The organism is Metabacillus mangrovi (assembly GCF_009711125.1).
Lineage (GTDB): Bacteria > Bacillota > Bacilli > Bacillales > Bacillaceae > Metabacillus_B > Metabacillus_B mangrovi.
This window is the reverse complement of sequence record NZ_WMIB01000012.1, coordinates 93,830-117,407: the sequence shown is the minus strand read 5'-3', so window position 1 is coordinate 117,407 and position 23,578 is coordinate 93,830. Positions and strand designations below refer to the sequence as shown.

The following is a 23,578-nucleotide window of genomic DNA, read 5'->3' as shown; positions in this document are numbered from 1 at the left end:
ATCTTGGCCTCATCTCCTCTGCCCTCATTATATTTTGAATCAGAGGAGGTGTCCAAACGAGTTAGGGGGCCTGAGAGATATCCTGAATATTTAACCGATAACCATTTTCACCGGCTGGTTTCATACCGAAATAGAGCCATGTCGGCCTCTATTTCAGCTTAAATTCCTCATTAATCACCGCAAGCACCTGGTTGTCCTCCCAATTACCGTTGATCATGACATTTTTTCGGGCGATTCCTTCTTTGTGGAAGCCTGTTTTCTCCAAAATGCGGATTGATCCTGTGTTGCGGGGCATCACTTCGGCTTCGATCCGGTGCAGGTTCAGTTCCTTAAAGCCGTAATCCACGATTAAGCGAACCGCTTCAGTCATGTATCCTTTGCCGTTGTGGTCCTGATCCATAGAATAGCCGATCATCGCTTTTTGAGCAGGGCCTCTTTCCACTTTAAAAAATCCAATCTGCCCGATTAGAGTTCCTTCCTCTTTCAGACAGATGCCGAAAGAACAGCCAGCGTCTTTTTCCCGGTTCTCTTCCATGGTTCAGAGTCTGCTCTGATGCCCTTTCAGTGTATAAAAATCTGCAGCCCGGTCCGGTGCATACTGACTGAAGAAATCTCTGTTCTTCCGTTCCATTGCGAGTATCGTTTCTGCATCTTCCACCTTCAATGGCCGTAAATAGATGGACAACACGATTCCTCCATCCCAAAAACGCCGGGCGTCCAAGCCCGGCAGCCTCTTTCTATCGCTCAAACAATTGCCTGTTTTTATAAACGATCACGCTGACTCCGGCGAGCAGCAGGCCGGAGATCATAAATACGGCTCGTATTCCGAGTAAATCTGCAAGTATGCCCACTATAAGAGACCCAATGCCAAAGATTCCGGTTCCAATGGCACCTAATGACGTGTACACGGTTGATAACTGTTCTTTAGGCACGCTTGATTGAATGATGGTCTGCTGAGGGATGTTTTTGAGCTGTCCAAAAATACCTAAGCAGAATGACAAAATCAAGGCGGCAGCAGGATATGGATTTACACTGAAAACCAATGTAACGAGGCAGCTCACGATCGAACCCGTTAGAATAAAGGCCCCGAGCCTATTTTCAATACGGGTGGAAAATCTCATACAGTAAAGGCTCCCTAAAATCATTCCCGTGAGGAAGGCACTGTTGATGAATCCCCACCATGTTTCATTCGTGTGCAGAGCATCACTGACAAAAACGTATAAAATCGCAGCGATCCAAACGGTTCCCGCCATTGTCTCCAAACCGTCCATCCAGGCAATTCTTTTTAATACCGGGGTGCGTGACAGTGTGACCCACCCCTCTTTTATTTGCTCCCATCTTCCTTTCGGGACCGCTGCTTCGTGACTGATGCTTTCCATGAAACAAAGCAGGATGCTTGCCAGAGTGAACAAGCCTCCCACAAGCCAGATCAGCTGTGAAGCACCCATTAAAAGAAGCAGAAAGCTCCCGGCAAACCACATGGAAGCCTGAATAAACTGCGTAGCCGTCTCAGTCATTCCATTCGCACGGATCAGTTGGTCCCATTCCACATAATGCGGGATCAGTGTCTGCCGGATCGGATTTGCACATCCATCGAGAAACGCGATCAAGCTGATCATGAGAAACATCCAGTAAACATTCGATGCGTTCATGCCAATCATCATAAAACCAAGAAGAACAAGCAGGATCGTTTTGCCGATCTGAGATCCTGCCAAAAGCCATTTAAGATTCACCTTATCGATCAAAAGCGGCGTCAAAAGCCCGGCTATGAACATGGATGACGTAACCGTAAACGGCACAAATGAGGCGGCGGCAGCAGACCCGGTCAAGATAAAAATCGTATGGATGATACTTACGACATACAGCACATCCCCAATATTAGCGAGCGACTGGCCCGCGAGCAGAAAATAGAAATTGCGATTCACCTTTATTCCCCCATTTTGCTGAAGTAACTAAAATGTTCCGGGGGGAACTTAGATTGGACGGTTCATACACTATGCTCCTTTCACGTTTCGGATGAATCTGGGGGCGAATTCATCCTGCTTAATAAGAGATCCTGTAGATCATAAAGCGCTCTGACGGATTGGCGTCGTACAGCTCCGGTACAAGGACTTCCTCTGTCAGTTCAAAGGCGGTCTGGTTCTCAAGATATAAAATATATTCCTCAGACGGATAGTAAAGCACCAATTCCACTTCCCGCGGTGATTTTTCAATCGAAAGAAGGATGCTGTTCACAATGGTAATGAAAATCTGGATGGAAAACGGGTTAAAAAAGTAAAACCGGTTGTCCTCCGGATGGAGAGGATACTCTTCTGCGAGGATGTTTTCGAAATGGATGGTCTCCCTGCTTCTTTTTGTTTTCTTTCCGTAGCGCTCCAGGTTATCAAGCGCTCCTTCGAAGAGGCCTTTATTCATTTCAATTCCGGTGACGGTGCAGCCGAAGAGGTAATGCGTATAAAAAATGATCCGGCCCTTTCCGCTGCCGAAGTCGACCACACGGTCCTGTTTATCAAGTTTATACGTTTCGTAGAGAGCTTCAAGTGCTCTGTACGGAGTCGGTTCATACCGGTGGTAATGATAGTGCACCGCCTGAAGGATTTCCTTTTGGTTCCTTCCGGTTTTCACGTTCATGATGTGGTCATAGTAGGCTTCTTTCATATGGTCACTCCTGTTGATCCTTTGTTCCCATATTATCCTATGAAAACCTGCGGCGGTGCAACCATCACCTTTTTAAGAGAGCTTTAACTTGAAGGTCTTAATCTCAAAAGGTTTCAGTTCAAAAGAAAACTGGTTCTTTTCCACCTTAATTGATGATAATTCGTTTTCCATCAGATCGCACTCTGTTACGGCCTGGACAGGGCTGTTGAATGACAGGACTGCTTTGGTCCGGCGTTTGAAGCTCTCGTACACGCGGATAATGACATCATCGCTGTCTTCTGCCTTTTTGATCACTTCCGTAATGACGTTTGGCTGATTCGACTGGACAAAGGAATATTCTGACGGGAGTGCTCCTGCATGGGCCTCCTCCGTAATCGAGATGAGAGGATTGTTAAAGGCATAGGCTTCCTCAACCGTTCCCGCTTCCCTCCAGTCCCCGCTGTGCGGATAAAGCGAATAGGAAAATTCATGTGTTCCTTTGTCCGCATCGGGACTCGGGTAAGTTCCTGACTTCAGCAGAGTCAGGCGCATCACACCGTCTTTAATGTCGTGGCCGTATTTGCAGTCGTTAATCAGGCTGACACCGTAGTTATCCTCTGAGAGGTCGGCCCATTTATGTGCGCACACTTCGAACTTCGCTGCGTCCCAGCTTGTGTTGGAGTGTGTCGGTCTTTCTACATTTCCGTATTGAATCTCATATGTCGCTTTATCCGTCTGGACATCGATTGGGAAGGCTGCTTTTACGAGAATTTGCTGTTCCTTCCAGTCCACTTTTGTATGGAAGTCAATGGCCGGCTTATGTTCATACAAGTAGATGGTCTGCTCGATAACAGAATCCATAAAACGCTTTTTAATGGTGAGTCCAGTTCGGAGCGAGCCTTTTCCGGCGGACTCTATGCTTACGACTTCGTTAATTTCCCACATTTTTTCTTCGTAGTATTTATTGATGTCCCAGGCATCGAACAGAACAGGCTTGTCTTCAAATGCCTGCAGAACATTCCCTCTCGAACCGGGCTTGAGCAGTTCTCTTTCGTTCTTTTTGTCATAGATTGAAATCATGTTTCCTGCTTCGTCAAATTGAATGTCAAAAAATGAGTTGGAAAGCCTTTGAAGATCTTCTTTTGCTTCAACTGCTTTATGCTCTGCTTTGCGGAGTGTAAACACCCTGTAGCCTTTCGCTGGAACGTTCTCCGCTAAAAACAGCCCTTTTCCTGTTGGATCCTGCTCCATTTTCATAACGTTTCCTGCTTCATCTGACACTTCCGCATGTTCAAAACCTTCGGGCAGCTGAAGCTCTGCCAGATCGGTCCGGTTCGTGCTATGCGGATTAAAAACAATGACAGATGTCTCTTTCAGGTCCATATTCGATGCAATCTGCTTCATAGCAGCATGCAGCATCTCCCGGCCGCTGCCAATCAGTTCCTCATATTGACGGTGTGAAGTTTCGTATACTTGCGGAATCGAGCACCCCGGCAGAATATCATGGAACTGGTTCAGCAGAATCAGTTCCCAGCCTTTATGGAGCTGTTCTGCAGGATAACGGAACGACTGATCCAGGTTTTTCGCCATTACAGACAGCCATTCTACTGTCTGGTAAAGAAACTCAGAAGTCCGGTTGTACTTCTTGTTTTTCGCCATGCTCGTGTACGTTCCGCGATGATACTCGAGATAAAGCTCCCCTGTCCATTTCGGCAGACGCGGATGACCTGCTGTATCCTGATCGAGCTTTTCAAAGAAATCGAGGGCTTTTCCCATTTTCACTTTTGGGCTTCCCGGAACTCCCTTCTGCAGACGGCGTCCGTTCTCAAGCATCTCTCTTGTAGGCCCGCCTCCCCCATCGCCGTATCCGTAAGGGAACAGCACTTCACTGTTCAGCTCTTTTTGCTGATATCTCTGCCAGGCTCCGGCTGTCTGGGAAGGATTCAGCATGCCCCCGTAAACCGTATAGAAACCATCGACAACTCTTTCATATTCCCGTGCCATGATAAAGTGAGTCAAAACTTCTGTTCCGTCGATTCCCTTCCACATGAACGTATCATAAGGCATCTTGTTGTACTCATTCCAGCTGAGCTTTGAAGTGAGGAAGTAATCGATGCCAGACTTTTTTAAGATTTGGGGCATCGCTGCACTGTAGCCGAAAACATCCGGCAGCCAGACGATTTTATTTTGCACTCCGAATTCTTTTTGGAAAAATCTCGTACCCATTAAAATCTGCCGGACGAGCGACTCCCCAGAAATCAAATTGCAGTCCGGCTCGACCCACATGGCACCTTCCGGCTCCCAGCGGCCTTCCTTTATTTTCTGCCTGATCTTTTCATATAAATCCGGTCTTTCTTCCTTAACGAATTGATACAGCTGGGGCTGGCTTGACATGAATATGTACTCTGGATACTCTTCCATCAGCTTAATGGCGGTCGAAAAACTTCTGACCACTTTATGTCTTGTCTGGGCGACCGTCCATCTCCAAGCCACATCGATGTGTGTATGCCCAATCGCCTGTAAGGTTGTTCCCTCATGCCACATGTCTCCGCTGTATACGGTCTTTTCCAGATACGCATTCGCCTCTCTGACAGATGTATGGAATGCATCCGACTGCGGTTTTCGCAGATCCAGCAGATTCACGGCATGGTTCAGCATCTCAATTAGATCCGCTCGGCGTTTATCTGTATCCGCCAGGGCGCCGCTTGATTCCAATGCTACTTTCAGATTGAAGTAAAGAGCTTCTGTTTCTGTTTCTAAAACGGATATTCTCGTCTTCAAATCTACTTGAACGTCTTCCAGCCCGGAGTGGGCATGCAGAACAATCTCATAGTGTTTTCCCGCTTCGGCTGATTCCGTAAGTCTTACAATTCGGTGGTTGTGGTCGAGCCCCTGAACCAATTCTCCGTTCACAAAGACCTTAAATTGAGGATTGATGCTGTCCCAAAAGGACTCCCTGCCTGTAATGACTTCGTATACGACAGGCTTTCCGTGCATTTCCTCAGGGACGGAGAATCCGGTTCGGAACCAGAAATTTTTGTCATACCCTCCCCAGCGGTCCTTCCCCGCTGTAAACGGACTCCAGTTTTCCGGATTATCGATCGGAGCCTCTTCTTCTCCGGGACCTGCTTCGGTTATTTGATAGTCTGCCAGAGTATGAGAATGGCAGTACCTGTAAGAATCCAGTTCCGAAATGATTTTCTGTATACGTTCTTTGAGCATAAGCATAGCTGTCCCTCTTTTCTTTTATTATCCTTTCGTTGCTCCAGCCCTTAAGCCGTCTTCCATAAAACGCTGGGAAAGCAGGAACAATAGTGTAATCGGGATCGCGACCAGCACCGCACCCGCTGCAAATGTAGTAAACTCGGAGTTTCCTCTTCCTGTTACCATTTCATAGAGACCTATGGCTAGTGTCTTATTTTCATCCGAACGGAGCAGCAGCCTTGCAAAAATGAAGTCCATCCATGGCCCGATAAAATTGCTGATTGCAATAAACACCATGATTGGTTTTGAAAGCGGCAGCATGATTTTCCAAAAGATCTGAAGATGGCTCGCTCCGTCAAGCTTGGCTGCTTCTTCAAGCCCCTTGGGCAGTCCATCAAAATAGCCTTTGACCAGCCAGGCCCCGAAAGGAATGGATCCGCCTGCATAGACGAGAATCATTCCCCAGAGATTATCAAGCAGGCCAAGCTGTAATAGGAGGATATAGACCGCAATCATCCCCATAAACCCGGGAAACATCTGCAGAATCAGCATCGCCATCAGCCCCTGCTGCCTGCCGGGAAAGCGGAACCTGGAAAACGCATATGCCGCCGTTACAACCAGAACGGTGGAAATGACCATGTTGAAGAAAGCGATCATCAAGGTGTTTTTATACCAGATGACGTAATCTGTTTCTGCAAATAAATAGCGAAAGTGCTCCAATGTGAGGCGATCCGGAAAGAGCTTGGTCGAAAACAGAGAATTTCCGGGATTTAAGGAACCGATAATAATCCAGTAAACCGGGTAAAGCACACTGATTGCGATAAGCCCTAAAAACAGATAGATAAACAGGTTCGTCCATTTTTTCTTTTTCATCATGACAGCATGTCCTCTTCCTTAAACGCCTTTGTTCTTCGGAAATTCCACAAGGAAATTCCTCCTACGATGAGAAAAATCAAGATTGAAACGACTGAGGCCATCGCAAATTGGCTCTGGTCGAGCGTCATTTTGTAAATCCAGCTGATCAGAATATCGGTTGACCCTGCGTAACTGTAGTCTACATTTACCGGGTTCCCCTCCGTCATCAGGTAAATGATGTTGAAGTTATTAAAGTTGCTCGCAAAATTCATTATCAGCAGTGGTGCCGTCGAAAACATAATCAGCGGAAGAGTGATTTTCCGGAATTTTTGCCCTTCAGTTGCACCATCAATTGAAGAAGCTTCATATAATTCTTTATCAATCGACGTCATCACTCCGCTCATCAGCACCATCCAAAAAGGAAAGCCAAACCAGAGGTTCACCATGATCAGAGTCGTTTTCGCCCACATCGGATCTGACAGCCAGGGGATGGCACCGAGACCAATTAGTTCGAGATACTGATTTATGGGACCGAATTCTCCGTTAAACAGATTCCGCATGATCAGGATGGAAACGAGCTGCGGGATCGCCCAGGGCAAAATAAAAATTCCTTTCCATACTCCTTTAAAGCGGATGCCTTGCCGGTTGATAAAAACGGCCAGAATCAGACCAGCCATAAAGGTGGTAACTGTGGCTAGAACTGCCCAGATAATCGTCCATGAGAAAACGCCGTAAAAGGTACTGCTCCAAGTATTCATGCTGAAAAGGCTGATAAATGTGTCAAGGCCAACCCAGTCCACCAACGCCTTTGGCGGGAGATAATTAGGGGCTGAGTAGTTAGTGAAGGCAATCAGCACACCGAAAATCAGCGGCAGGACTGTCAGAAAGGCAGTAAAGAGCAGGGCAGGCGTCAATAGAATATATGGAAAACCATACTCCATCACATGCCGCCAAGTCTGTGAAAAGCTGTTCGGTGTCACCCCAGCCTCTCTTAACCGCCCAACCTTATAGGCGTCTTTAACCGTTAAATAGTAGATCCATAGAAAAAGACAAAAAAGAATGAAAAAGATGATCCCTTCAATCAGCAGGAAGATCGAGTGGTCACCTCTTGTGACCTCAAAACCAACTTGCTTTTGAGGGGTCTCCCCCAGTGTAGTCAGGCCCCACATCGCCCACCTGAATGGAAGTGTCCAGAAAACAAAAAGGTAAACTTCCAGAAGCATGAGCAGAATCCCTTTTACAAATTGACGGTGATACAATTGCCCAAGGCCCATAAAAATAAGGGACAGGACGGCCCCTATTACGGCCGGAGAACGTCTGGACGGCTGCGGATAAGGTTTTGCTGTTTCAGCACCAAGATGCATGTTCCTCTCCCCTTTCTTAAATGAACAGGGGACAAACCAACTCGGCCCGGCCCCTATTGATTATTTTTGCTGTGTGCGGATGGTATCTTCTATCTGTTTAATCGCTGAGTTTAACGTACTCTCCGGCTCTTGGTTATTGTTCCAGATTGCCGTAAGCGCTTTATTCATTGGCTCCCATACAGCCTGCATTTCAGGAATATTCGGCATACTCTCTGCAGACTGTGCCTGCTTTAGAAAGCTTTGGGCATATTCATCATTCTTAATGGCATCACTATCAAGCAGGGCTTTGTATGGAGGAATCTGTCCGGTCATTTCAAACCGCTTTTCCATCATTTCATTGCTTGAAGCAAATTGAGCCAGCAGCGTAGCAGCTTTTGGATAGTCAGAATAAGCGTTTACAAAATAAGCTTTCGTTCCGGCAAAGCTTTTAGGGGTCTGGCCGTTATCAAGCTTTGGAAGCGGAACGACGCCAAAATTCACACCTGCATCCGCATAAGTTTTAATATCCCATGGACCGTTGATCCGGTATGCCAGATTGCCTTCGCTGAAAAAGGATGTGACAACATCCCCTGTCAAGTCCTCACTTTTAAGCGGCAGCAGTTCTTTATGAAAGCGCTGAAGCAGTTTTGCACCCTTGACAGCCCCTTCATTGTTTAAACCGATATCAGCAGCATCTGTTCCTTCCTTGCCAAAAACATAGGCGCCGTAGCCAGCCATAAATGAGTAGTTCGTATAAAGCATATTCGGCTCCAGCATAAAGCCATATTTGCCGTCGCTTCCGCTTTGGATCTTTTTGGATTGCTCAATCAATTCATCCATTGTCTCTGCTGGCTTTTCAACGAGATCTTTGTTGTAATACAACGCATACGTTTCAATCGTCGCAGGGAACCCGTAGACTTTTTTCTCGCCATTTTCCAAGTAGGAAATCCCATTCAGAGCAGCTTCCATCACTTCGGTTTCATAGTTTTCCGCAACCATGTTTTCAAGAATCAGACCTGACTTAACGAGTTTCCCTACCTGATCATGCGGAGCTAAAAATACATCTCCCCCAAGGCCGGCCGGGCCGTCTACTTCAAGCTTTTTCAATGCATCGATATCTGCTACTTGCTGGGTTTTAACCGGAATTCCATATTTTTCTGTAAATTTTTCCGCCACCATTTTTGCCCATTCCGTTTCTTTTCCGCTGTTGTTCCAAAAAATAAGCTCGGCATTCTCTTCTGGCTTGATTTCACCTGTTGCTTGGCTGTTTTGGTTTTCCTGCCCCTTACTTTCTGTGCTTCCTCCCGGTTTGCTGCATCCTGCTAAAGCAATCAGCAGCACCAGCATCCATAGACATGCCTTTTTCATCTCATCCCCACCCCTTTAATTAATTCAATGAATAAATCAATTATATATATAAGAAGGAGCTGATTACTCAACTCCTATGAAACCTTACTCTACTATTTTCGAGTAAAACTCATTCCAAAGTGCAAGCGCTCCCGCTCCGGCCACTTCAATATCTCTTCCAAAAATAGAATGAGCGACCTCAATTGGCTGTTTTTTTGCTAAAAATGATTTATTGTTGACTCCCTCGCTTATTTTTTCTACGATGGGAAGATTTTGATCTGCGAGCATGCCGCCAACGACAATCTTCTGGACGTGAATCATATTCACAAGCGAAGAAAGGACAATCGAAATTTTTTCTCCCGCCTCTTCAAGAACTTTCACAGCACCGTTATCGCCTTCATGCACTCTGCCAATGACTTCTTCAATGGAACCGGCACCTAGTTCTTCCAGCAAAATCAGCTCAGACACATACTGTTCAAGGCACCCTTCATTCCCGCACCAGCACTTTCTGCCGCCCGGCATATACGTCATATGGCCGAACTCTCCAGCACCTGTAACTCCGCTTCTGTATAAATCATCGTTTAAAATCAATCCGCCGCCCACTCCCTGGCCGATATAAATATACATAAAATCCATCATCGTCCTGCTAAGGCCGAACATCTTTTCGGAAAGCGCCATGGAACTTACATAGTTATCAAGAAAGACCGGCAAATCAAATTCTTTTCGAAGATTGGATAATAAATCAATATCCGGCCACCCCGTTTCTTCATTACCAAAGATCCGTCCTGCCATGTAATCGACAATGCCAGTGGAACTGATTCCGATACCGGAAGGGTTTCGATGGGAATGGGCAGACAAGTACTCATTAATCTCCGTGATGATAAAATGGACATATTCATCCTGATTAAAGCAGGGTTCTGCTTTTTTCTCATACAGATCCTCCACTTCGCCCTTCAGGTTCACTAGTCCTATTTTCAATTCAAACATGCTAATGTGGATGCCAATCACCCATACTGCATCACTTTTTAAATCTAGTCCGACCGACCTCCTGCCTGCACTGTTTTTTTCTGTAATCAGAGCTCCTGTTTCCTGAACAACCCCTTCCTCGATCAGCTGGGAAGTGATGTATGTAATGGTTGCTCTCGTCAAGTGAGTCATTTCAGCAATTCTTTGTCTCGGAATCGGTCCATACCTTAATAAAGTCTGGAGGACCAGTGATTTATTCATTCGTTTTGTACGGCTTGTGTTTTGTCCTTTTGCCAGCATTCTTAAAACTCCTATTGGTAAATGTTTGTTTTCATTATACCAAGTGTTCGGTTATGGTAGAATGCCTGATCTGATTATTTTGTTAATTCAATGAATTAATTATAATTATAAGACGTTCTATTCTTTTTGCAAGCGATTTCACTAAATCTTCAAATTTTTTCTGACTTAAGCTAAAAACTGAAGAGAGTTGGCTGAACTCTCTTCAGGCTTAAAATCATCTGATCTTTTGCAGGGAATGCAGGATAAACTGTGCAGCCTCTTTTGCTCCCTGTTCTTTTCTGATCTTCTCTCCCAGTTCCCCGGCAGTATGGACTATATCAGAATGCAGTGCGCGGTTTACAGCAGCTGTCAGTTTTTCAGCAGTCAATTGCTTTCGTCTGATCGGTTCAGGTCCGACACCGAGTTCGCGGACACGCCGCCCCCAGGCAAATTGATCGTTGCTGTGCGGGACGATGATACTCGGTATACCGGCTCTTAATCCTTCGGCCGTAGTCCCGGCCCCGCCGTGATGGATGACTGCGGCCATCTTTGGAAACAGCCAGGAATGCGGTGCGCTCTTCAGAATAAAAACATCCTCCGGAATTTCTTCGGATTCAGCGAGTCCATTCCAGCCTGTAGCCAGAATGCCGCGCTGGCCCGTTTCCTTAAGGGCATCGAGAATCATGCGGGTAGTTTCCTTAGCTTCCTTCGGATTGGATACACTTCCGAACCCCGCATACACGGGAGGCTTTCCCGCTTGAAGGAACTGAACAAGATCGGCTGGAGGCGTCCATTTTTCGTGATCGTGGAACCAATAGCCAAACGCATCCGAATCTTCCGGCCAGTCTTTCGGCCTCGGGAACACATGGCGGCTGATGGAAGATACGGCAGGCTGTTTACTGAAAGGCGCAGTAAAATTTTTCGGAACAGGACCAAGCTCCTTCTCCCAGAACTTTTTACCCGGCCTTTTTGAAGCCATCCACATTCCTTTTTCAAACAATTTGTGTGTCAGCCAATTGTACGTCCGGCCAAGCCGCCTGCTGTCATAAAAAATCAAAGCCGGATACTCTTTTGTCGGAGTCATCGGAAAAGGGCTGGCCAGAATCACCGGGATGTTCAGCTTTTGCCCGATGTAATAGCCAAGAGCCGCACCCGGATGATAAACAATCGCATCCGCACCGATACACGCTTCATAAAAATCCTTTTGCAGTCCTTCCATCAAAGGCATGAGCTTGCGGAAGCTCCGGAAAAATTTGATCGGGTGATCGGCCTTCATGGCATCCTCAACCAGGTCGCTTTGGGTCAGCTGTGAGACATCCCCTTTTATCGGATGGTAATCAAGCCCCGCTTCTCTTACAAACGCTTCGAAATTTTCAAAGGCTGCTACTTTTACTTTTGCCCCTGCAAGCTGTAATTCCTTTCCCAATGCCAGATAAGGCTGGGTGTCTCCTCTTGTACCGGTTGTCAGAATGGTAATATTCATTTCAATCCCTACTTATTAGTTTGGCAAACTAACTTTAAATTAGCGGCTAAGCCTATTTAAACAGCTTAACCAGTTTGCCTAAGATGTGCTGCAATTGTTCTGCCTCTTCCTTAGAAAGGGCACCGTTAATAAACTCTCCATATTTTTTCAAAGCCTGGTATTTTGCATCGATCAGCGTGGTTCCATCCTCTGTCAGGCTGACATGAAAAACACGCTTATCCTCCTGAGACTGCACCTTTTTAACATAGCCCATGCTGATTAATTTGTTCAGCCCTGCTGTGACAGAGGCTTTTGTAAAATTCATCCGCTCCGCCACTTCGGTGAGGGTGGGGTTCCCTAACTGGTGAACCGCATCAATATAATGAAACTGATTGATGGTCAGTTTAGCGGTTCCGGCTTTTACCCCCGCTTCAGATTGAATTTTTGTCAGTGAGTCTTCGAGCGTTTGTATGAACTCAATTAGCAGTTTTTCCAAAGGTAGTCACCCTTAATTAGTTTGTTAAACTAATAATATTACATCGTTATCATCTCCGTCAACTGGAATTCCCTTCCGGCATTAATAGAAAAAGCCGGAATAGACTCCCGGCTTTTTTTCACTCAAACCCCCGAGTACGCACTAAACCCTCCATCCACCGGAATCACCGTGCCCGTCACAAATCTTGAAGCTTCCTCACATGTCAGCCAGAGCAGGGTGCCGGTGAGGTCATCCGGGATGCCGAACCGCCCGAGCGGGGTCTGGGAAAGTATTTTTTCTGCCCGGTCTGTATAGGTTCCGTCCGGGTTAGTTAAGAGCTGCCTGTTCTGTTCAGTCAGGAAAAAGCCCGGGGCGATGGCGTTGACACGGATACCGGCCTTGGCCAGATGAACGGCGAGCCATTGGGTGAAGTTGCTGACGGCGGCTTTTGCTCCGCTGTAGGCGGGGATTTTGGTGAGCGGTGTAAAGGCGCTCATAGAAGAGATGTTAATAATGGTGCCGCCTCGGTTCATGTCTCTCCCAAAAATTTGCGAGGCCTGAAAGGTGCCGAGGAAATTCAGGTCAAATACAGCACTTACGCCTTCCGTTGACAGGTCGAAAAAGGAGCGGGAAGGTTCTTCCGAAGCAAAAGATTCCACTTCCGTTGTCCCCCCTGGATGGTTTCCTCCCACCCCGTTGATTAAGATGCTGCATGGGCCGAGCTGTTCATGAATGGCGCGCTTTGCCTCTGCCATGCTGTCCCAATCGAGTACATCTGCGGCGTAAGCTCTGGCGGTTCCTCCATCTGCCCGGATGTCTGCTGCTGTCTTTTCGGCTGCTTCATGCCGCCTGCCGAGGACGGCGACATGAGCTCCACTGGCAGCGAGTGCCTTCGCAAAACCTCTGCCGAGAACACCGCTGCCTCCGGTGACAACCGCTGTTTTCCCGGATAAGTCCGTCTGAAACGTACTTTTCATCCTTTTGCCGCCCCCTTCGTCACCGCTTCCCATAAGCCGTTCAGGTAAACGGCACCGAGCGCGCGGTCATATAGACCATAGCCGGGCTTCCCGGTCTCCCCCCAGATCATCCGGCCGTGATCAGGCCGGTATGGACCGGTATAGGCAGTCTCACTAAGCGCCTGGACAATCTCGAACATATCGAGCGACCCTTTTTCGGAAAGATGCGCCGATTCCTGGAATGATTTCTCACCCGTCCGCAGAATGTTCCTCAGATGCATAAAATTAATTCTGCCCTTCCTGCCAAAATGGCGGACGAGTTCCGGAAAATCAATGGACGGTTCCGCTCCAAGCGAACCGCTGCACAGGCATAACCCGTTGTGGGGACTGTCGTATAAACGGATAAACCGTTCAAGGTTCTCTTTGCTGCGGATGATTCTCGGCAGCCCGAAGATCGGCCACGGCGGGTCATCCGGATGGATCGCCATGAAGATGCCCACCTCTTCTGCGACCGGGAGGATTTCTTTTATAAAGTACGCGAGGTTCTCCCACAAGTCTTCTTCCGTCACCGTTTGATAGTGTTCAAGCAGGCTTTTCAGCTCCCCGGGTTCATAGCTTGAATCCCACCCCGGCAGTGACAATTCTCCGTTCAGCGGGTTCATCCGCCTTACTTTTTCCTCTTCATAAATAAGGGCGTTCGAGCCGTCCTCCAGTTCAAAATTGAGCGATGACCTTGTCCAGTCGAATACCGGCATAAAGTTGTAGCATACCGTCTTCACCCCTGCCCGGGAAAGATTCCGGAGCGTTGTTTTATAGTTTTCGATATACTGGCTCCTCCCCGGCATTCCAAGCTTAATGTCTTCATGAACCGGCACGCTTTCAATGACACTGAGCTTCAGTCCGGCCGCCTCAATTGTTTGCTTCAATTCAGCGATCACTTCGTAAGGCCAGACTTCCCCCGGCGGAACGTCATAAACTGCTGATACGATTCCCTTCATCCCCGGGATTTGGCGGATAAATTTGAGCGGCACAGGGTCCGATGCCCCGTACCAGCGAAAAGTCATTTCCATTATGCTCCCTCCAATCCAAAATAGGCGCTGGCATTGTGATAGCAAATGTCCTGAACGATTTTTCCGGCCAGTTCATAATCACCCGGCATCTCTCCTTTTTCAATCCAGCCGCCCATCATATTGCAAAGGATCCTCCGGAAATATTCATGCCTCGTGTAAGAAAGAAAGCTGCGCGAATCTGTCACCATTCCGGTAAAGTGGCTTAAAAACCCCATTCCGGCAAGGTCCGCCATCTGCTTGATCATCCCATCCTTCTGATCGTTGAACCACCAGCCTGCACCGAACTGAATTTTTCCTCGGATGCCTTCTCCCTGAAAATTGCCGATCGTCGAGGCGAGGACGGGATTATGAGCCGGATTCAGATTGTACAGGATCGTTTTTGGGAGGGACCCTGTTTTATCGAGCTCGTTCAAAAACCCGTTCAATGGCTGTGCCAGCTGAAAATCCTTCATGCTGTCATACCCTGCATCCGCCCCGAGCAGGCTGAACATCCGGCTGTTGTTATTGCGAAGAGCCCCGATATGGAGCTGCATCGTCCAGCCAAGTGAGGCATAAAGCCTTCCTAAAAAGAGCAGAGTGAACGTTTTATACTGTTTTTCCTCCTGAACGGTAAGAGGCTCCCCGTTTAAAGCCCTCCGGAAAATATGAGCCGCCTTTTGCAGGGTGCATGCTTCAAACGGCAGCTCCTCCAGCCCATGATCTGAAATCCGGCATCCGGCCCTGTGAAATACATGAACCCGCTGTTCCAGGGCATCAAGAAAATCAGTGTACGTTTTGATTTCGCCAGATAAATCCTTAACGAAAGGGATGAACAGTTCCTTCCCAATCTCCAATGCTTTATCTGGCCGGAAAGCAGGAAAAACAGCAGCCGGCGCAGCCGGATTTTCTTTTATTGCTTTATGGCTTTGAAGCGAATCAGCGGGATCGTCAGTTGTAACAATCACGCGGACATTCGACCGTTTAATGAGGCTCTGCGCAGAAAACTCCTTTCTCTGCAGCAGCACATTGCAATGCTCCCAGATGTCATCTGCCGTTTTTTCATTCAGCAGCACATCCACATCGAAATAGCGTTTCAGCTCCAGATGAGTCCAGTGGTACAGCGGATTCCCGGCACAGTTCGGAACTGTAACGGCCCAAGCCCTGAACTTTTCCCGATCGTCCGCCCCGCCGGTTATCCAGTCCTCCCGGATCCCGTTTGCCCGCATCGCTCTCCACTTGTAATGATCGCCTGTGAGCCAAATCTCAGTCAGATTTTGAAACTGCTTATCCTCCGCGATTTCGTCGGGATTCAGGTGACAATGATAGTCATAGATCGGCATGTTTTTCGCAAATTGGTGATACAGGATTTCCGCACTGTCGCTTTCCAGCAGGAAATCCTCGCCCATAAACCTTTTCATGGTTTTCTCCCTCCTTCTTTTAGATGAAAAACGGCTGTCCGGCTCCTGCCATAATCCGTTCCATTAATGACGAGCTTTCGTTTTTCTGCTTCCGGAAACCGGAGTTCGATCGTTTTGTACGGAAGCACAAATCCCCCTTCTTTCCAGATCTGCAGCTGAATTTCTTCGGCATTGGAAAGGAGTTCGGCGTGCAAAACGGCAAAGCTTCCTTTTTGAAGAAGGGATTCACCATCATCCTCGAAAAAATGGAACGAAGAGTAGGCTTTCTCTTTTGCCGGAAAAACAAGCAGTCCTCTTTCTTCAGCCAGTTGGACAGGAAGGATGCTGCCGCCTTTTACGAGAAGCGGTACCTGTCCGAGCGGTGCCGGCATAATAGCAGTCCTCCCTCCCTCGTGCCATTTGCCGCTGTGGTACTCATACCAGCCTCCTTCATGCACTGGCAGATAGACGGAGCGCTCTGTCTGCCCCGGCTCCGTGACGGAAGCAGCAAGGAGCGAATCCCCCAGCATAAAATCATCGCAATCCGTGAAGGTCTTTTCATCTTGTTCATGGTCATAGAACACAGGCCGGATCACCGGTTTATCATCCATGTGGGCTTCATAAAGTGCGGTGTAAAGATACGGAAGGATTTCAGTCCTGAAATCCATCAGTTTCTTCACGTAAGGAAGCATGTCGGGATACATCCACGGCTCGTTCACCGTCCCATCCTCATTCCAGGAGTGAATCGTAAAACGAGGATGCATGACGCCATTTTCAATCCAGCGGACGAACAGCTCCGGATCGGGAGCAGGTCCCGAAAATCCGCCGACATCATGGCCGAAATTGTATATACCTGAGAGGCTTAGCCCGATTCCCATCCGGATGTTGTACTTCAGCGTCTTCCAGCTCGTCCGGTTATCGCCCGTCCAAGTCTGAACATATCGCTGCATCCCTGGCGCACCTGAGCGGGAGATGAGATAAGGCCTTTTCTCCGGGCTGTGTTCCTTTTGTGCTTCAAAGGACGCCTTCATCATAAGGAGCGGCTGCAGGGCCCGGACGAGATGGAAAGGAAGGGTCTCACTGCATACAGCCGTCCTGCCCCAGATTTCGTACTCGTTGTTGTCATTCCAGAGCGAGGCGATTCCATAGTGAAGGAGGGTCTCTGTCACTTTTGCTTTCCACCAGCTCACGGTTTCCGCTTTTGTAAAATCGAGAAACGCTGCAGCACCGTCCCAGTATTGAGCCATTTCCGGTTCCCCAGTGTCCGCATTTTGGATAAACAGCTCTTTCGCTTCTTCAAAAAGTGGATGGTCCTTTAGAAGAGCCGGCTTTACATTGGCACACAGCTTCACCCCGGATGCCGCGAACGTTTCGGCGAGCTCTCCCGGATCGGGAAATTTTGACCGGTTCCAATGAAACACATAGCGTCTGCCGCCAATTGAGGTATAACCTGAAGAAAGCTGAAAAGAGGAGCAAGGTATGTCGTGCCGGCTGCAACTTTCAAGAAATTCACCGAGCTTCTCCTGTGAATCCGGTGCCTCTGTATAGCTCATCGATGAGCCGGAGTAGCCGAGACTCCACTTTGGCGGAAAAACAGTTCTTCCTGTCATCCATGCATAGGTCTCTGTCACATCTCTCACCTGCGGACCGGCCAGAAAGTAATAGTCCAGATCCCCCGCCTCTGCCTGAAAATAGCGGTATAACCCGTGATACTGATCGAGCTCGGCCCCCATATCAAAGACCGATGTGCAGTAGTGGTCATAGAACAGTCCATAGGAAATCCCGGACTTCGGATTTCTGGTGATATAAAAAGGAAGATGCTTGTAGAGCGGATCCGTCGTTTCCGCATCATACCCCATCGCATCCATCGGCTGCATCCGGTACCGGCGGCCGTGCTTATTCACCGGACCCGTCTTCTCCCCAAGCCCGAAATACTGCTCTTCCGGATCCCGCTCTAAATAGTGGGCAGGTCCTTCACTGAAGATGTACGCCTGGGTGCGGCGGTCCCGGGCAACTGGGATCCAATCGCCGCCTCCTTCTTTAAAGAACCAGCTGATTTTAAAGCCATCCAGCTCGATTTCAAGCTGAAGCCTGCCGGTCCGGATGGAAAAAACCTGGCCGGTCTGCTGCATAAAATAATCGGGAAGCGAAAATCCCGACGTATCAAGGCGGTCACGCCCTTCAAACGGAAGGTCTTCCAAACCCGGTGCAATGCTCCACGTTCTGCCAAGCTGCGGCTCAGGCCCTTTCGTAAAAAGCACACGGATCAGTCCATGCTCTAAAATGAATAGTCGAACAATCGTCTCCTGTCCCCTAAATTGCAGGACATTTCCGTTGCTGCCAGTGAACAAAAAATAATGATGCGGAAGTAAACTCATCCGGTTCATATCCTCCCCGCCTTGATCACGAGCCAAAAGAGGCTAGTCCAGACCATTTTATTCAGGGGGAAGGGCGATTATTTCGGTTTTTGGGTTTTAGGGGGATTGGCGAATGGGGTTGGGGGTTTGGCTTTGGGGAGTCGAACTGGTTTTGGGGCTGGGATTCGGTTTGGGGAGTCGAACTAGTTTGGGGCTGGGATTTGGTTTGGGGAGTCGAATTGGGTTTGGGGCTGGGAATCTGGTTTGAGTGAGTCGAACTAAATAAAGTCGGCGAAATTTGTCGAAAAGTCGATATATCAGGATTTTGACCGATATATTTAGATTTTGACCGATATATCCATATTTTGACTGATATCCTGTGGATTTGACCGATATATTCAAATTTCCGCCGATATCCGTTTGAAGAGGGCCTCTGTGTTACTGCTGATGAGCTTCATGTGCATCTATTTTTTATATTCCTTCTTTCTTGAAGTGAGTCCTTGCTCATTTGTCTGGAAAGCGCCCTTCTTTCGCACCTTTTGGGTAATCAATCAGCATAAACCACCAAAACCCGCCTGTATTTCCTATTCCCGCCTCAGCTTATGTAGATATTTATCGGCATGTTTTTGCAGGAGAAAAAAGAACCGCCAAGTAATTAATAGATAGGGAGAAAGAACGCCCTATCAAAGAGAAAGGTGGCAAAAAAGGGTGAATACAGATATGACACTGCAGCAAATTGTTGAGGGGATACCCAAATCGTTACTGAACGCTTCGGACCGGGACCTGGAAGGGTTCCAAAAAATATTGGAAGAAACCATTAAACTGAGAGAAGGACACCGGAACCTGCAGAAGATGATCAAAAACTTCTCTACGTCCGCTATCCAGCGCTCCTGACCTTTTCAGCTGTTGATTACTCAACGGCTTTTTCTTTTAGATGTTTTGTTTTAAAAACGGGGATAACAACGGTATCCCCGTGCAGTGTTCAGCATCCTCTTTTTGGATAGAATTGATTTCTGCCTCTTGCTTCTTATGTACTACCTTATTTGTTCGCCTTTATCGCAGGAGTTCAGTTCGTGGGGGTTGATGAAAAGAATAGGCAGTCCTATATGAAAAATCAGAAATGGAGCCGTACCCGTTTGCTGACAGCAAGGAAAAGTCCGTTCAGAAAAGCAATGTGGAATACACTTGTATAACAAAAAGCTGCTGTCTTCGCGGGAGGCACAGCTTTTTTCTATGATTCCATGCTTTCCATGGCCTCTTCGATAAATGAAATGACTCTTCGATCAATAGGGAACAGGTTTGCTGAGACATCTTCGGACTTTCTAACTTCCCAAAACTTTTCCATAAGCGAATGGTTGCCATCAAACATTTCCTCTGAAAGAATACGGATATCTTCTGCAATTAGCCTGCCTTCCTTTGAATTCGGGCTCTTCCCTTCCTCTATACACCATTCAATCCGCTTCAGCAGGTTGATCCACTTTTGCGTTATTCCACTTTCGCTCTCCAGTTTAGGCAGCTTTTCCATCAGCAGAGCTTGTTCTTCCGTACTAAACCATTCACCAAGGTCTTTCTTTCTCTCTTTAGCTTCCGATCCGTTCTTAATAAGCAGAAGCAGCTGCTCCCAGCGGAGGGTCCCTTCAATTTTAACAACATTCAACAGAGTGTTTGTATGCTGAAGAGCGTGTTCCATACGAATGATTGCCTCTTTCAACTCCATCCGGTGAATGGACAGCACTTCCTGAATCGTCACTTTTTGAATAACCTTCTTGATGTCTTCGAGAGACAAAGAGGCCTCTTTAAGGAGAATGATCTTCTCAAGCTGTAATAAATCTTCATCCGAATAATACCTTTTACCGCTCTCCTGCTTATGTGCCGGACGTACGAGTCCAATCTGGTCATAGTAGCGGAGTGTGCGCACCGAAATGTTTAGCTTCTTTGCTGCTTCTCCCGTTGAATATCCCAACATGATCCCTGCCTTTTAAAAAAAGATTTGCAGGTGACGCTGCGTCACCCTTTATAGTAAAAGTAACATACTTTATGGAGGCATGATTCATGAGTCAGCAAGTATTCAGAACAACGGAATGGACATGGAAGGAATTTACTCTTTTGCTAGTACTCGCTCTTGCAGCTGTACCGGTCATAATTGAAAACAGCTTTTACTCTTATGTATACGGATACCTTCAGGATTCTCTTTTGGCAGGTACGCTAACGGGTTTAGCGATTGCTTTGTTCCTTACCGCAGGGGTATATGTCGTAGCCATCAGACCTCATAAGCTGTCTTGGAGGGATATCGGGCTCCGCAGCTTTTCCCCGCGATACTGGATTCATATCTTCGGAGGCACCATTGCCCTTATTGCAGCCAGCATCCTGATCCTTCTTTTGATGAGTGAACTTGGGATAGGGGCTGAAAATCAGAAAACCAAAGCACTCGAATCCTCACCTGCCCAGACAGCAGTCCTGATCGGATTCGTTTCAGCAGCCGTCATCTCTCCTATATATGAAGAAATCTTTTACAGAGGATTCATCTATAAATGGATAAGAATGAAATGGGGTATATCCGCAGGCATCCTAATCAGTTCCATCATTTTTACCATCGTACACATCCCAACCTACAATACCCTGCCAGTCAACTTTGTTTCCGGTGTCATTTTTGCCTGGGTGTACGAAAAATCAGGATCCGTCTGGCCCGGGATCATTATACATGCACTGTTTAACGGAATAGCGGTAGCATTGACTGCTGCGGGATAAACAAGTCAAGTGGCGGTGCTTTTAAATAGATCGTCCTAAGGAATTTGACGGCTGGTTGCGGAAAGAGCACCGAATTTGTCAATTCTTGTTTATTTAGACGCCCCCTGTTTATTTTGGCTGTTCCGGTAAGAAATTTGGCTGGTCTGTTTTTTTCCCGTTCCTGAACTGACTCTGGCCGATTCTGCCGAAATTTAAGTTACCCTTTGGCCATGCAGGTTTCAACAACGAGAAAAACCGGGAAAAAGCTTCCCGGTTTTGTTTATATCTCCATCGTCCACCGCTCCTGCTCTGTCTCCTTAAGCTGCTTCTCCGTCTCTTCAGGGTGAACGGTACGGAACTTGTGGTGGTCGGCCGGGATAATCTCGATCATTTTTTCGATCATATCCTGAGGGTCAAACTGATCCTTCAGCCCCTCTGACTGCTTCAGCATATCTTCTTTTTTCGTAAAATGCTTTTCTTCGTCAAACCACTTCCATTTTTCTTCTGCACTCCGGTCGTTGAACCCGGTATCATAGGCTCCCGGGTTAATGGTCGCTACCTGGACTCCAAAATCCTTCAGCTCCGCCTGCATCGTTTGGGCGATGCCTTCCACTGCGTGCTTCGTTGCGGTATATGGACCTACATACGGCGTGGCGGAGATACCCGCCATCGAACTCATAAAGATGATTTTCCCGCTTCCCTTTTTCACCATATTGCGCGCTGCAACCTGGACGGTTTCAAGCGTTGCAAAAACATTCACTTCAAACAGCTCGCGGAACCGGTCCATCGGCACTTCTGCAAGCGGACCGCCCTCGTTGATGGCCGCGTTGGCCACGAATACATCTATATCATATTTTTCAATCTGAGCACGGTCCCTGTCATTTTGGATATCAAGTTTAAATACTTCTATATTTAAGCCCTGCTTTTCAGCTTCCAGCATTAAATCCGTTTTTTGCGAAGTCGTTTCCGTGGTGGCAATGATGTGATGGCCCTGTTTTGCAAGTCCAAGCGCTACCCCTCTTCCAAGTCCGCTTCCTGCTCCAGTAATAAAAATAGTTTTCCCCATAAATAGTCGCCTCCGTTTTACTTGCTATCCCTCTTCTTCCCACTGCATGAGAGACTAAAACTCCCGGAGGTGCAGGTTACTCAGTCTAATGACTGTTCAATCGAGGAGTACAAAACCTGTATTCCCTCAGAGGTGGCTGAAAATTCATGGGCACACTCTGCCTGGATCCCCAGACTGTCTGCCTCCTGCATGACATCAATATTGGCGCCCAGGAATAGAAATTCCCAGCTGTACGCCTCTCTCTGATGGGAGATCAATTCCTTCACTTTTGCATACGTGAAATTTCGGCTCGCGTTCTCCATCCCGTCTGTTGTGATCACAAAGGTCACCTTGCCCGGCCTTTCATTCTCTGGTGTATCGTTCAGCCGGAGGCCTACATCGGTAATGGTCTTGCCAATCGCATCAAGCATGGCCGTAGCCCCGCGCACATAATAATCTTCTTCCGTCAGACGGACTTCCGCTGCATCCGCTCCGTTCCACAGCAATTCATATTGGTCATCAAAAAGGACAACGGTCGCTTTTAAGTCGCCGCCGCGCTCGGTCTGGTTCTTCATCATCGCATTAAAGCCGCCGATTGTATCCTGTTCAAGGCCAGCCATCGATCCACTGCGGTCCAGTAAAAACACAACCTCTTTAAGCTTCTGATTCATGTGTATTTCCCCTTTCTCCTTGCATGATATAATCATAATCAAATAGAGAATGGAAATGGTCGCCTGAAAAGCGACATTTTAGGAGGTCCCATGCATACGGAATTTTTAAAGGAGCTTGAGCAATACCTTCAGGATCACCTGCACCGCGAATATCAAGTGATTGAAGCCCCCCTCTACTCCTATCCTTCCTATGAAGAGATGGATAATTTTCTTAAAAAGAATAAACAGCCTGTCTTCAGTGAAACACTGTTCCGTTTTATTGAAGAAAAGAAACTAACCGATGCCGAGGTATATAAAAAAGCAGGGATTGACCGCCGTCACTTCTCCAAAATCCGCAATCCCGAGTATAAGCCACGAAAGAAAACCGCTCTCCTATTAGCACTTGCATTGGAGCTGACAGCTGATGAAACAGACGCCCTGCTTTCTTCTGCGGGATATTCGCTTTCCGGAAGCAGCCGCCGTGATTTGATCGTGCAATTTTTTATGAAACAAGGGATTTATGACTTGAATGAGATTGAAGAGGCACTGGCCATTCATATGGAAGAAGGATTGAGGTTTTAGGGAGATTTCCGGTACTCGCGGGAGTCTCTTTTTTTTGCAGAGAATCTCGGCCGTTAAACAGGGGAAGGTTCTTCCGTAAAAATGTTTGTTACCCAGCACGAAACTGCAAAATTAAGTTTTTCCGATTAAAAATTGGATTCTTATATAAGGATAACTTCAGGGGAAATCATCCAATCCACTGCCTCTAAAATCCCCAGTCTCCCTTGCAAATTAACAATTTACTATTGGTCTAAATTCCATTACAATC

Annotated in this window: 19 protein-coding genes and 1 pseudogene; 3 read left to right on the top strand and 17 right to left on the bottom strand. The window is 47.4% G+C overall.

All coding sequences use genetic code 11. The features are described from left to right. Window positions 1-148 precede the first annotated feature (148 nt). The 14 genes and pseudogenes from GKZ89_RS12805 to GKZ89_RS12740 form a co-directional block, all read right to left on the bottom strand. Window positions 149-691, bottom strand: a pseudogene (locus GKZ89_RS12805) (GNAT family N-acetyltransferase). A 46-nt stretch (window positions 692-737) separates the two neighbouring features. Continuing rightward, complete coding sequence (locus GKZ89_RS12800) at window positions 738-1,931, bottom strand: MFS transporter (protein WP_162356827.1); 1,194 nt, start codon at window positions 1,929-1,931, stop codon at window positions 738-740. 112 nt (window positions 1,932-2,043) lie between these two features. Next, on the bottom strand, window positions 2,044-2,658 hold the full coding sequence (locus tag GKZ89_RS12795) for a class I SAM-dependent methyltransferase (RefSeq protein WP_155112793.1): 615 nt from the start codon (window positions 2,656-2,658) through the stop codon (window positions 2,044-2,046). A 72-nt stretch (window positions 2,659-2,730) separates the two neighbouring features. After that, window positions 2,731-5,865, bottom strand: a complete 3,135-nt coding sequence (locus GKZ89_RS12790) for an alpha-mannosidase (RefSeq protein ID WP_155112792.1) — start codon at window positions 5,863-5,865, stop codon at window positions 2,731-2,733. 21 nt (window positions 5,866-5,886) lie between these two features. Continuing rightward, a complete protein-coding gene (locus GKZ89_RS12785) occupies window positions 5,887-6,714 on the bottom strand; it encodes a sugar ABC transporter permease (protein WP_430697266.1) in 828 nt (275 codons plus the stop codon). After that, window positions 6,714-8,060, bottom strand: coding sequence for a carbohydrate ABC transporter permease (locus GKZ89_RS12780; protein ID WP_155112790.1), 1,347 nt, complete (start codon window positions 8,058-8,060; stop codon window positions 6,714-6,716). The genes GKZ89_RS12785 and GKZ89_RS12780 overlap by 1 nt, the downstream gene beginning before the upstream one ends. A gap of 60 nt (window positions 8,061-8,120) precedes the next feature. Next, complete coding sequence (locus tag GKZ89_RS12775; protein ID WP_155112789.1) at window positions 8,121-9,407, bottom strand: sugar ABC transporter substrate-binding protein; 1,287 nt, start codon at window positions 9,405-9,407, stop codon at window positions 8,121-8,123. 84 nt (window positions 9,408-9,491) lie between these two features. Continuing rightward, window positions 9,492-10,652 (bottom strand): ROK family transcriptional regulator, encoded by a 1,161-nt coding sequence (locus GKZ89_RS12770; protein WP_155112788.1) that lies wholly within the window; start codon window positions 10,650-10,652, stop codon window positions 9,492-9,494. Window positions 10,653-10,866: 214 nt separating this feature from the next. Next, entirely contained in the window at window positions 10,867-12,114 is a 1,248-nt protein-coding gene (locus tag GKZ89_RS12765) for a glycosyltransferase (RefSeq protein ID WP_155112787.1), read from the bottom strand. Window positions 12,115-12,166: 52 nt separating this feature from the next. Next, complete coding sequence (locus GKZ89_RS12760; protein WP_155112786.1) at window positions 12,167-12,589, bottom strand: MarR family winged helix-turn-helix transcriptional regulator; 423 nt, start codon at window positions 12,587-12,589, stop codon at window positions 12,167-12,169. A 122-nt stretch (window positions 12,590-12,711) separates the two neighbouring features. Next, entirely contained in the window at window positions 12,712-13,545 is an 834-nt protein-coding gene (locus GKZ89_RS12755; protein WP_155112785.1) for an SDR family oxidoreductase, read from the bottom strand. Beyond that, on the bottom strand, window positions 13,542-14,594 hold the full coding sequence (gene uxuA, locus GKZ89_RS12750; protein WP_155112784.1) for a mannonate dehydratase: 1,053 nt from the start codon (window positions 14,592-14,594) through the stop codon (window positions 13,542-13,544). The genes GKZ89_RS12755 and uxuA overlap by 4 nt, the downstream gene beginning before the upstream one ends. Continuing rightward, a complete protein-coding gene (gene uxaC / locus GKZ89_RS12745; protein WP_155112783.1) occupies window positions 14,594-15,991 on the bottom strand; it encodes a glucuronate isomerase in 1,398 nt (465 codons plus the stop codon). The genes uxuA and uxaC overlap by 1 nt, the downstream gene beginning before the upstream one ends. Continuing rightward, window positions 15,988-18,348: a glycoside hydrolase family 31 protein gene (locus GKZ89_RS12740; protein WP_155112782.1), complete on the bottom strand. Its 2,361-nt coding sequence runs from the start codon at window positions 18,346-18,348 to the stop codon at window positions 15,988-15,990. Before GKZ89_RS12740 ends, uxaC begins: the two co-directional genes overlap by 4 nt. Before the next feature lie 687 nt (window positions 18,349-19,035). On the opposite strand from GKZ89_RS12740, the gene GKZ89_RS12735 reads away from it, so the two are divergent. Next, complete coding sequence (locus GKZ89_RS12735) at window positions 19,036-19,221, top strand: hypothetical protein (RefSeq protein WP_155112781.1); 186 nt, start codon at window positions 19,036-19,038, stop codon at window positions 19,219-19,221. A gap of 337 nt (window positions 19,222-19,558) precedes the next feature. On the opposite strand, the gene GKZ89_RS12730 is transcribed toward GKZ89_RS12735, so the two are convergent. Beyond that, window positions 19,559-20,293, bottom strand: a complete 735-nt coding sequence (locus GKZ89_RS12730) for a MerR family transcriptional regulator (RefSeq protein WP_155112780.1) — start codon at window positions 20,291-20,293, stop codon at window positions 19,559-19,561. Window positions 20,294-20,379: 86 nt separating this feature from the next. Here GKZ89_RS12730 and GKZ89_RS12725 point away from each other — a divergent pair, with 86 nt between their 5' ends. Then, window positions 20,380-21,075 carry a CPBP family intramembrane glutamic endopeptidase gene (locus GKZ89_RS12725; RefSeq protein WP_155112779.1) on the top strand — a complete coding sequence of 232 codons (696 nt, stop codon included), beginning with the start codon at window positions 20,380-20,382 and terminating at the stop codon, window positions 21,073-21,075. A 259-nt stretch (window positions 21,076-21,334) separates the two neighbouring features. On the opposite strand, the gene GKZ89_RS12720 is transcribed toward GKZ89_RS12725, so the two are convergent. Together GKZ89_RS12720 and GKZ89_RS12715 are read right to left on the bottom strand one after the other, a co-directional pair. Next, a complete protein-coding gene (locus GKZ89_RS12720) occupies window positions 21,335-22,120 on the bottom strand; it encodes an SDR family oxidoreductase (RefSeq protein ID WP_155112778.1) in 786 nt (261 codons plus the stop codon). A gap of 80 nt (window positions 22,121-22,200) precedes the next feature. After that, window positions 22,201-22,770, bottom strand: coding sequence for a vWA domain-containing protein (locus GKZ89_RS12715; protein WP_155112777.1), 570 nt, complete (start codon window positions 22,768-22,770; stop codon window positions 22,201-22,203). Window positions 22,771-22,860: 90 nt separating this feature from the next. Here GKZ89_RS12715 and GKZ89_RS12710 point away from each other — a divergent pair, with 90 nt between their 5' ends. After that, a complete protein-coding gene (locus GKZ89_RS12710; protein ID WP_155112776.1) occupies window positions 22,861-23,331 on the top strand; it encodes an XRE family transcriptional regulator in 471 nt (156 codons plus the stop codon). The last annotated feature ends 247 nt before the right edge of the window (window positions 23,332-23,578 follow it).

Bases quoted from the DNA above. Each gene is read 5' to 3' on its own strand.
- GKZ89_RS12795 (WP_155112793.1), bottom strand. From the start codon at position 2,658: ATGAAAGAAGCCTACTATGACCACATCATGAACGTGAAAACCGGAAGG.
- GKZ89_RS12790 (WP_155112792.1), bottom strand. From the start codon at position 5,865: ATGCTTATGCTCAAAGAACGTATACAGAAAATCATTTCGGAACTGGAT.
- GKZ89_RS12785 (WP_430697266.1), bottom strand. From the start codon at position 6,714: ATGAAAAAGAAAAAATGGACGAACCTGTTTATCTATCTGTTTTTAGGG.
- GKZ89_RS12780 (WP_155112790.1), bottom strand. From the start codon at position 8,060: ATGCATCTTGGTGCTGAAACAGCAAAACCTTATCCGCAGCCGTCCAGA.
- GKZ89_RS12775 (WP_155112789.1), bottom strand. From the start codon at position 9,407: ATGAAAAAGGCATGTCTATGGATGCTGGTGCTGCTGATTGCTTTAGCA.
- GKZ89_RS12770 (WP_155112788.1), bottom strand. From the start codon at position 10,652: ATGCTGGCAAAAGGACAAAACACAAGCCGTACAAAACGAATGAATAAA.
- GKZ89_RS12765 (WP_155112787.1), bottom strand. From the start codon at position 12,114: ATGAATATTACCATTCTGACAACCGGTACAAGAGGAGACACCCAGCCT.
- GKZ89_RS12755 (WP_155112785.1), bottom strand. From the start codon at position 13,545: ATGAAAAGTACGTTTCAGACGGACTTATCCGGGAAAACAGCGGTTGTC.
- uxuA (WP_155112784.1), bottom strand. From the start codon at position 14,594: ATGGAAATGACTTTTCGCTGGTACGGGGCATCGGACCCTGTGCCGCTC.
- uxaC (WP_155112783.1), bottom strand. From the start codon at position 15,991: ATGAAAAGGTTTATGGGCGAGGATTTCCTGCTGGAAAGCGACAGTGCG.
- GKZ89_RS12740 (WP_155112782.1), bottom strand. From the start codon at position 18,348: ATGAGTTTACTTCCGCATCATTATTTTTTGTTCACTGGCAGCAACGGA.
- GKZ89_RS12730 (WP_155112780.1), bottom strand. From the start codon at position 20,293: ATGTTGGGATATTCAACGGGAGAAGCAGCAAAGAAGCTAAACATTTCG.
- GKZ89_RS12725 (WP_155112779.1), top strand. From the start codon at position 20,380: ATGAGTCAGCAAGTATTCAGAACAACGGAATGGACATGGAAGGAATTT.
- GKZ89_RS12720 (WP_155112778.1), bottom strand. From the start codon at position 22,120: ATGGGGAAAACTATTTTTATTACTGGAGCAGGAAGCGGACTTGGAAGA.
- GKZ89_RS12715 (WP_155112777.1), bottom strand. From the start codon at position 22,770: ATGAATCAGAAGCTTAAAGAGGTTGTGTTTTTACTGGACCGCAGTGGA.
- GKZ89_RS12710 (WP_155112776.1), top strand. From the start codon at position 22,861: ATGCATACGGAATTTTTAAAGGAGCTTGAGCAATACCTTCAGGATCAC.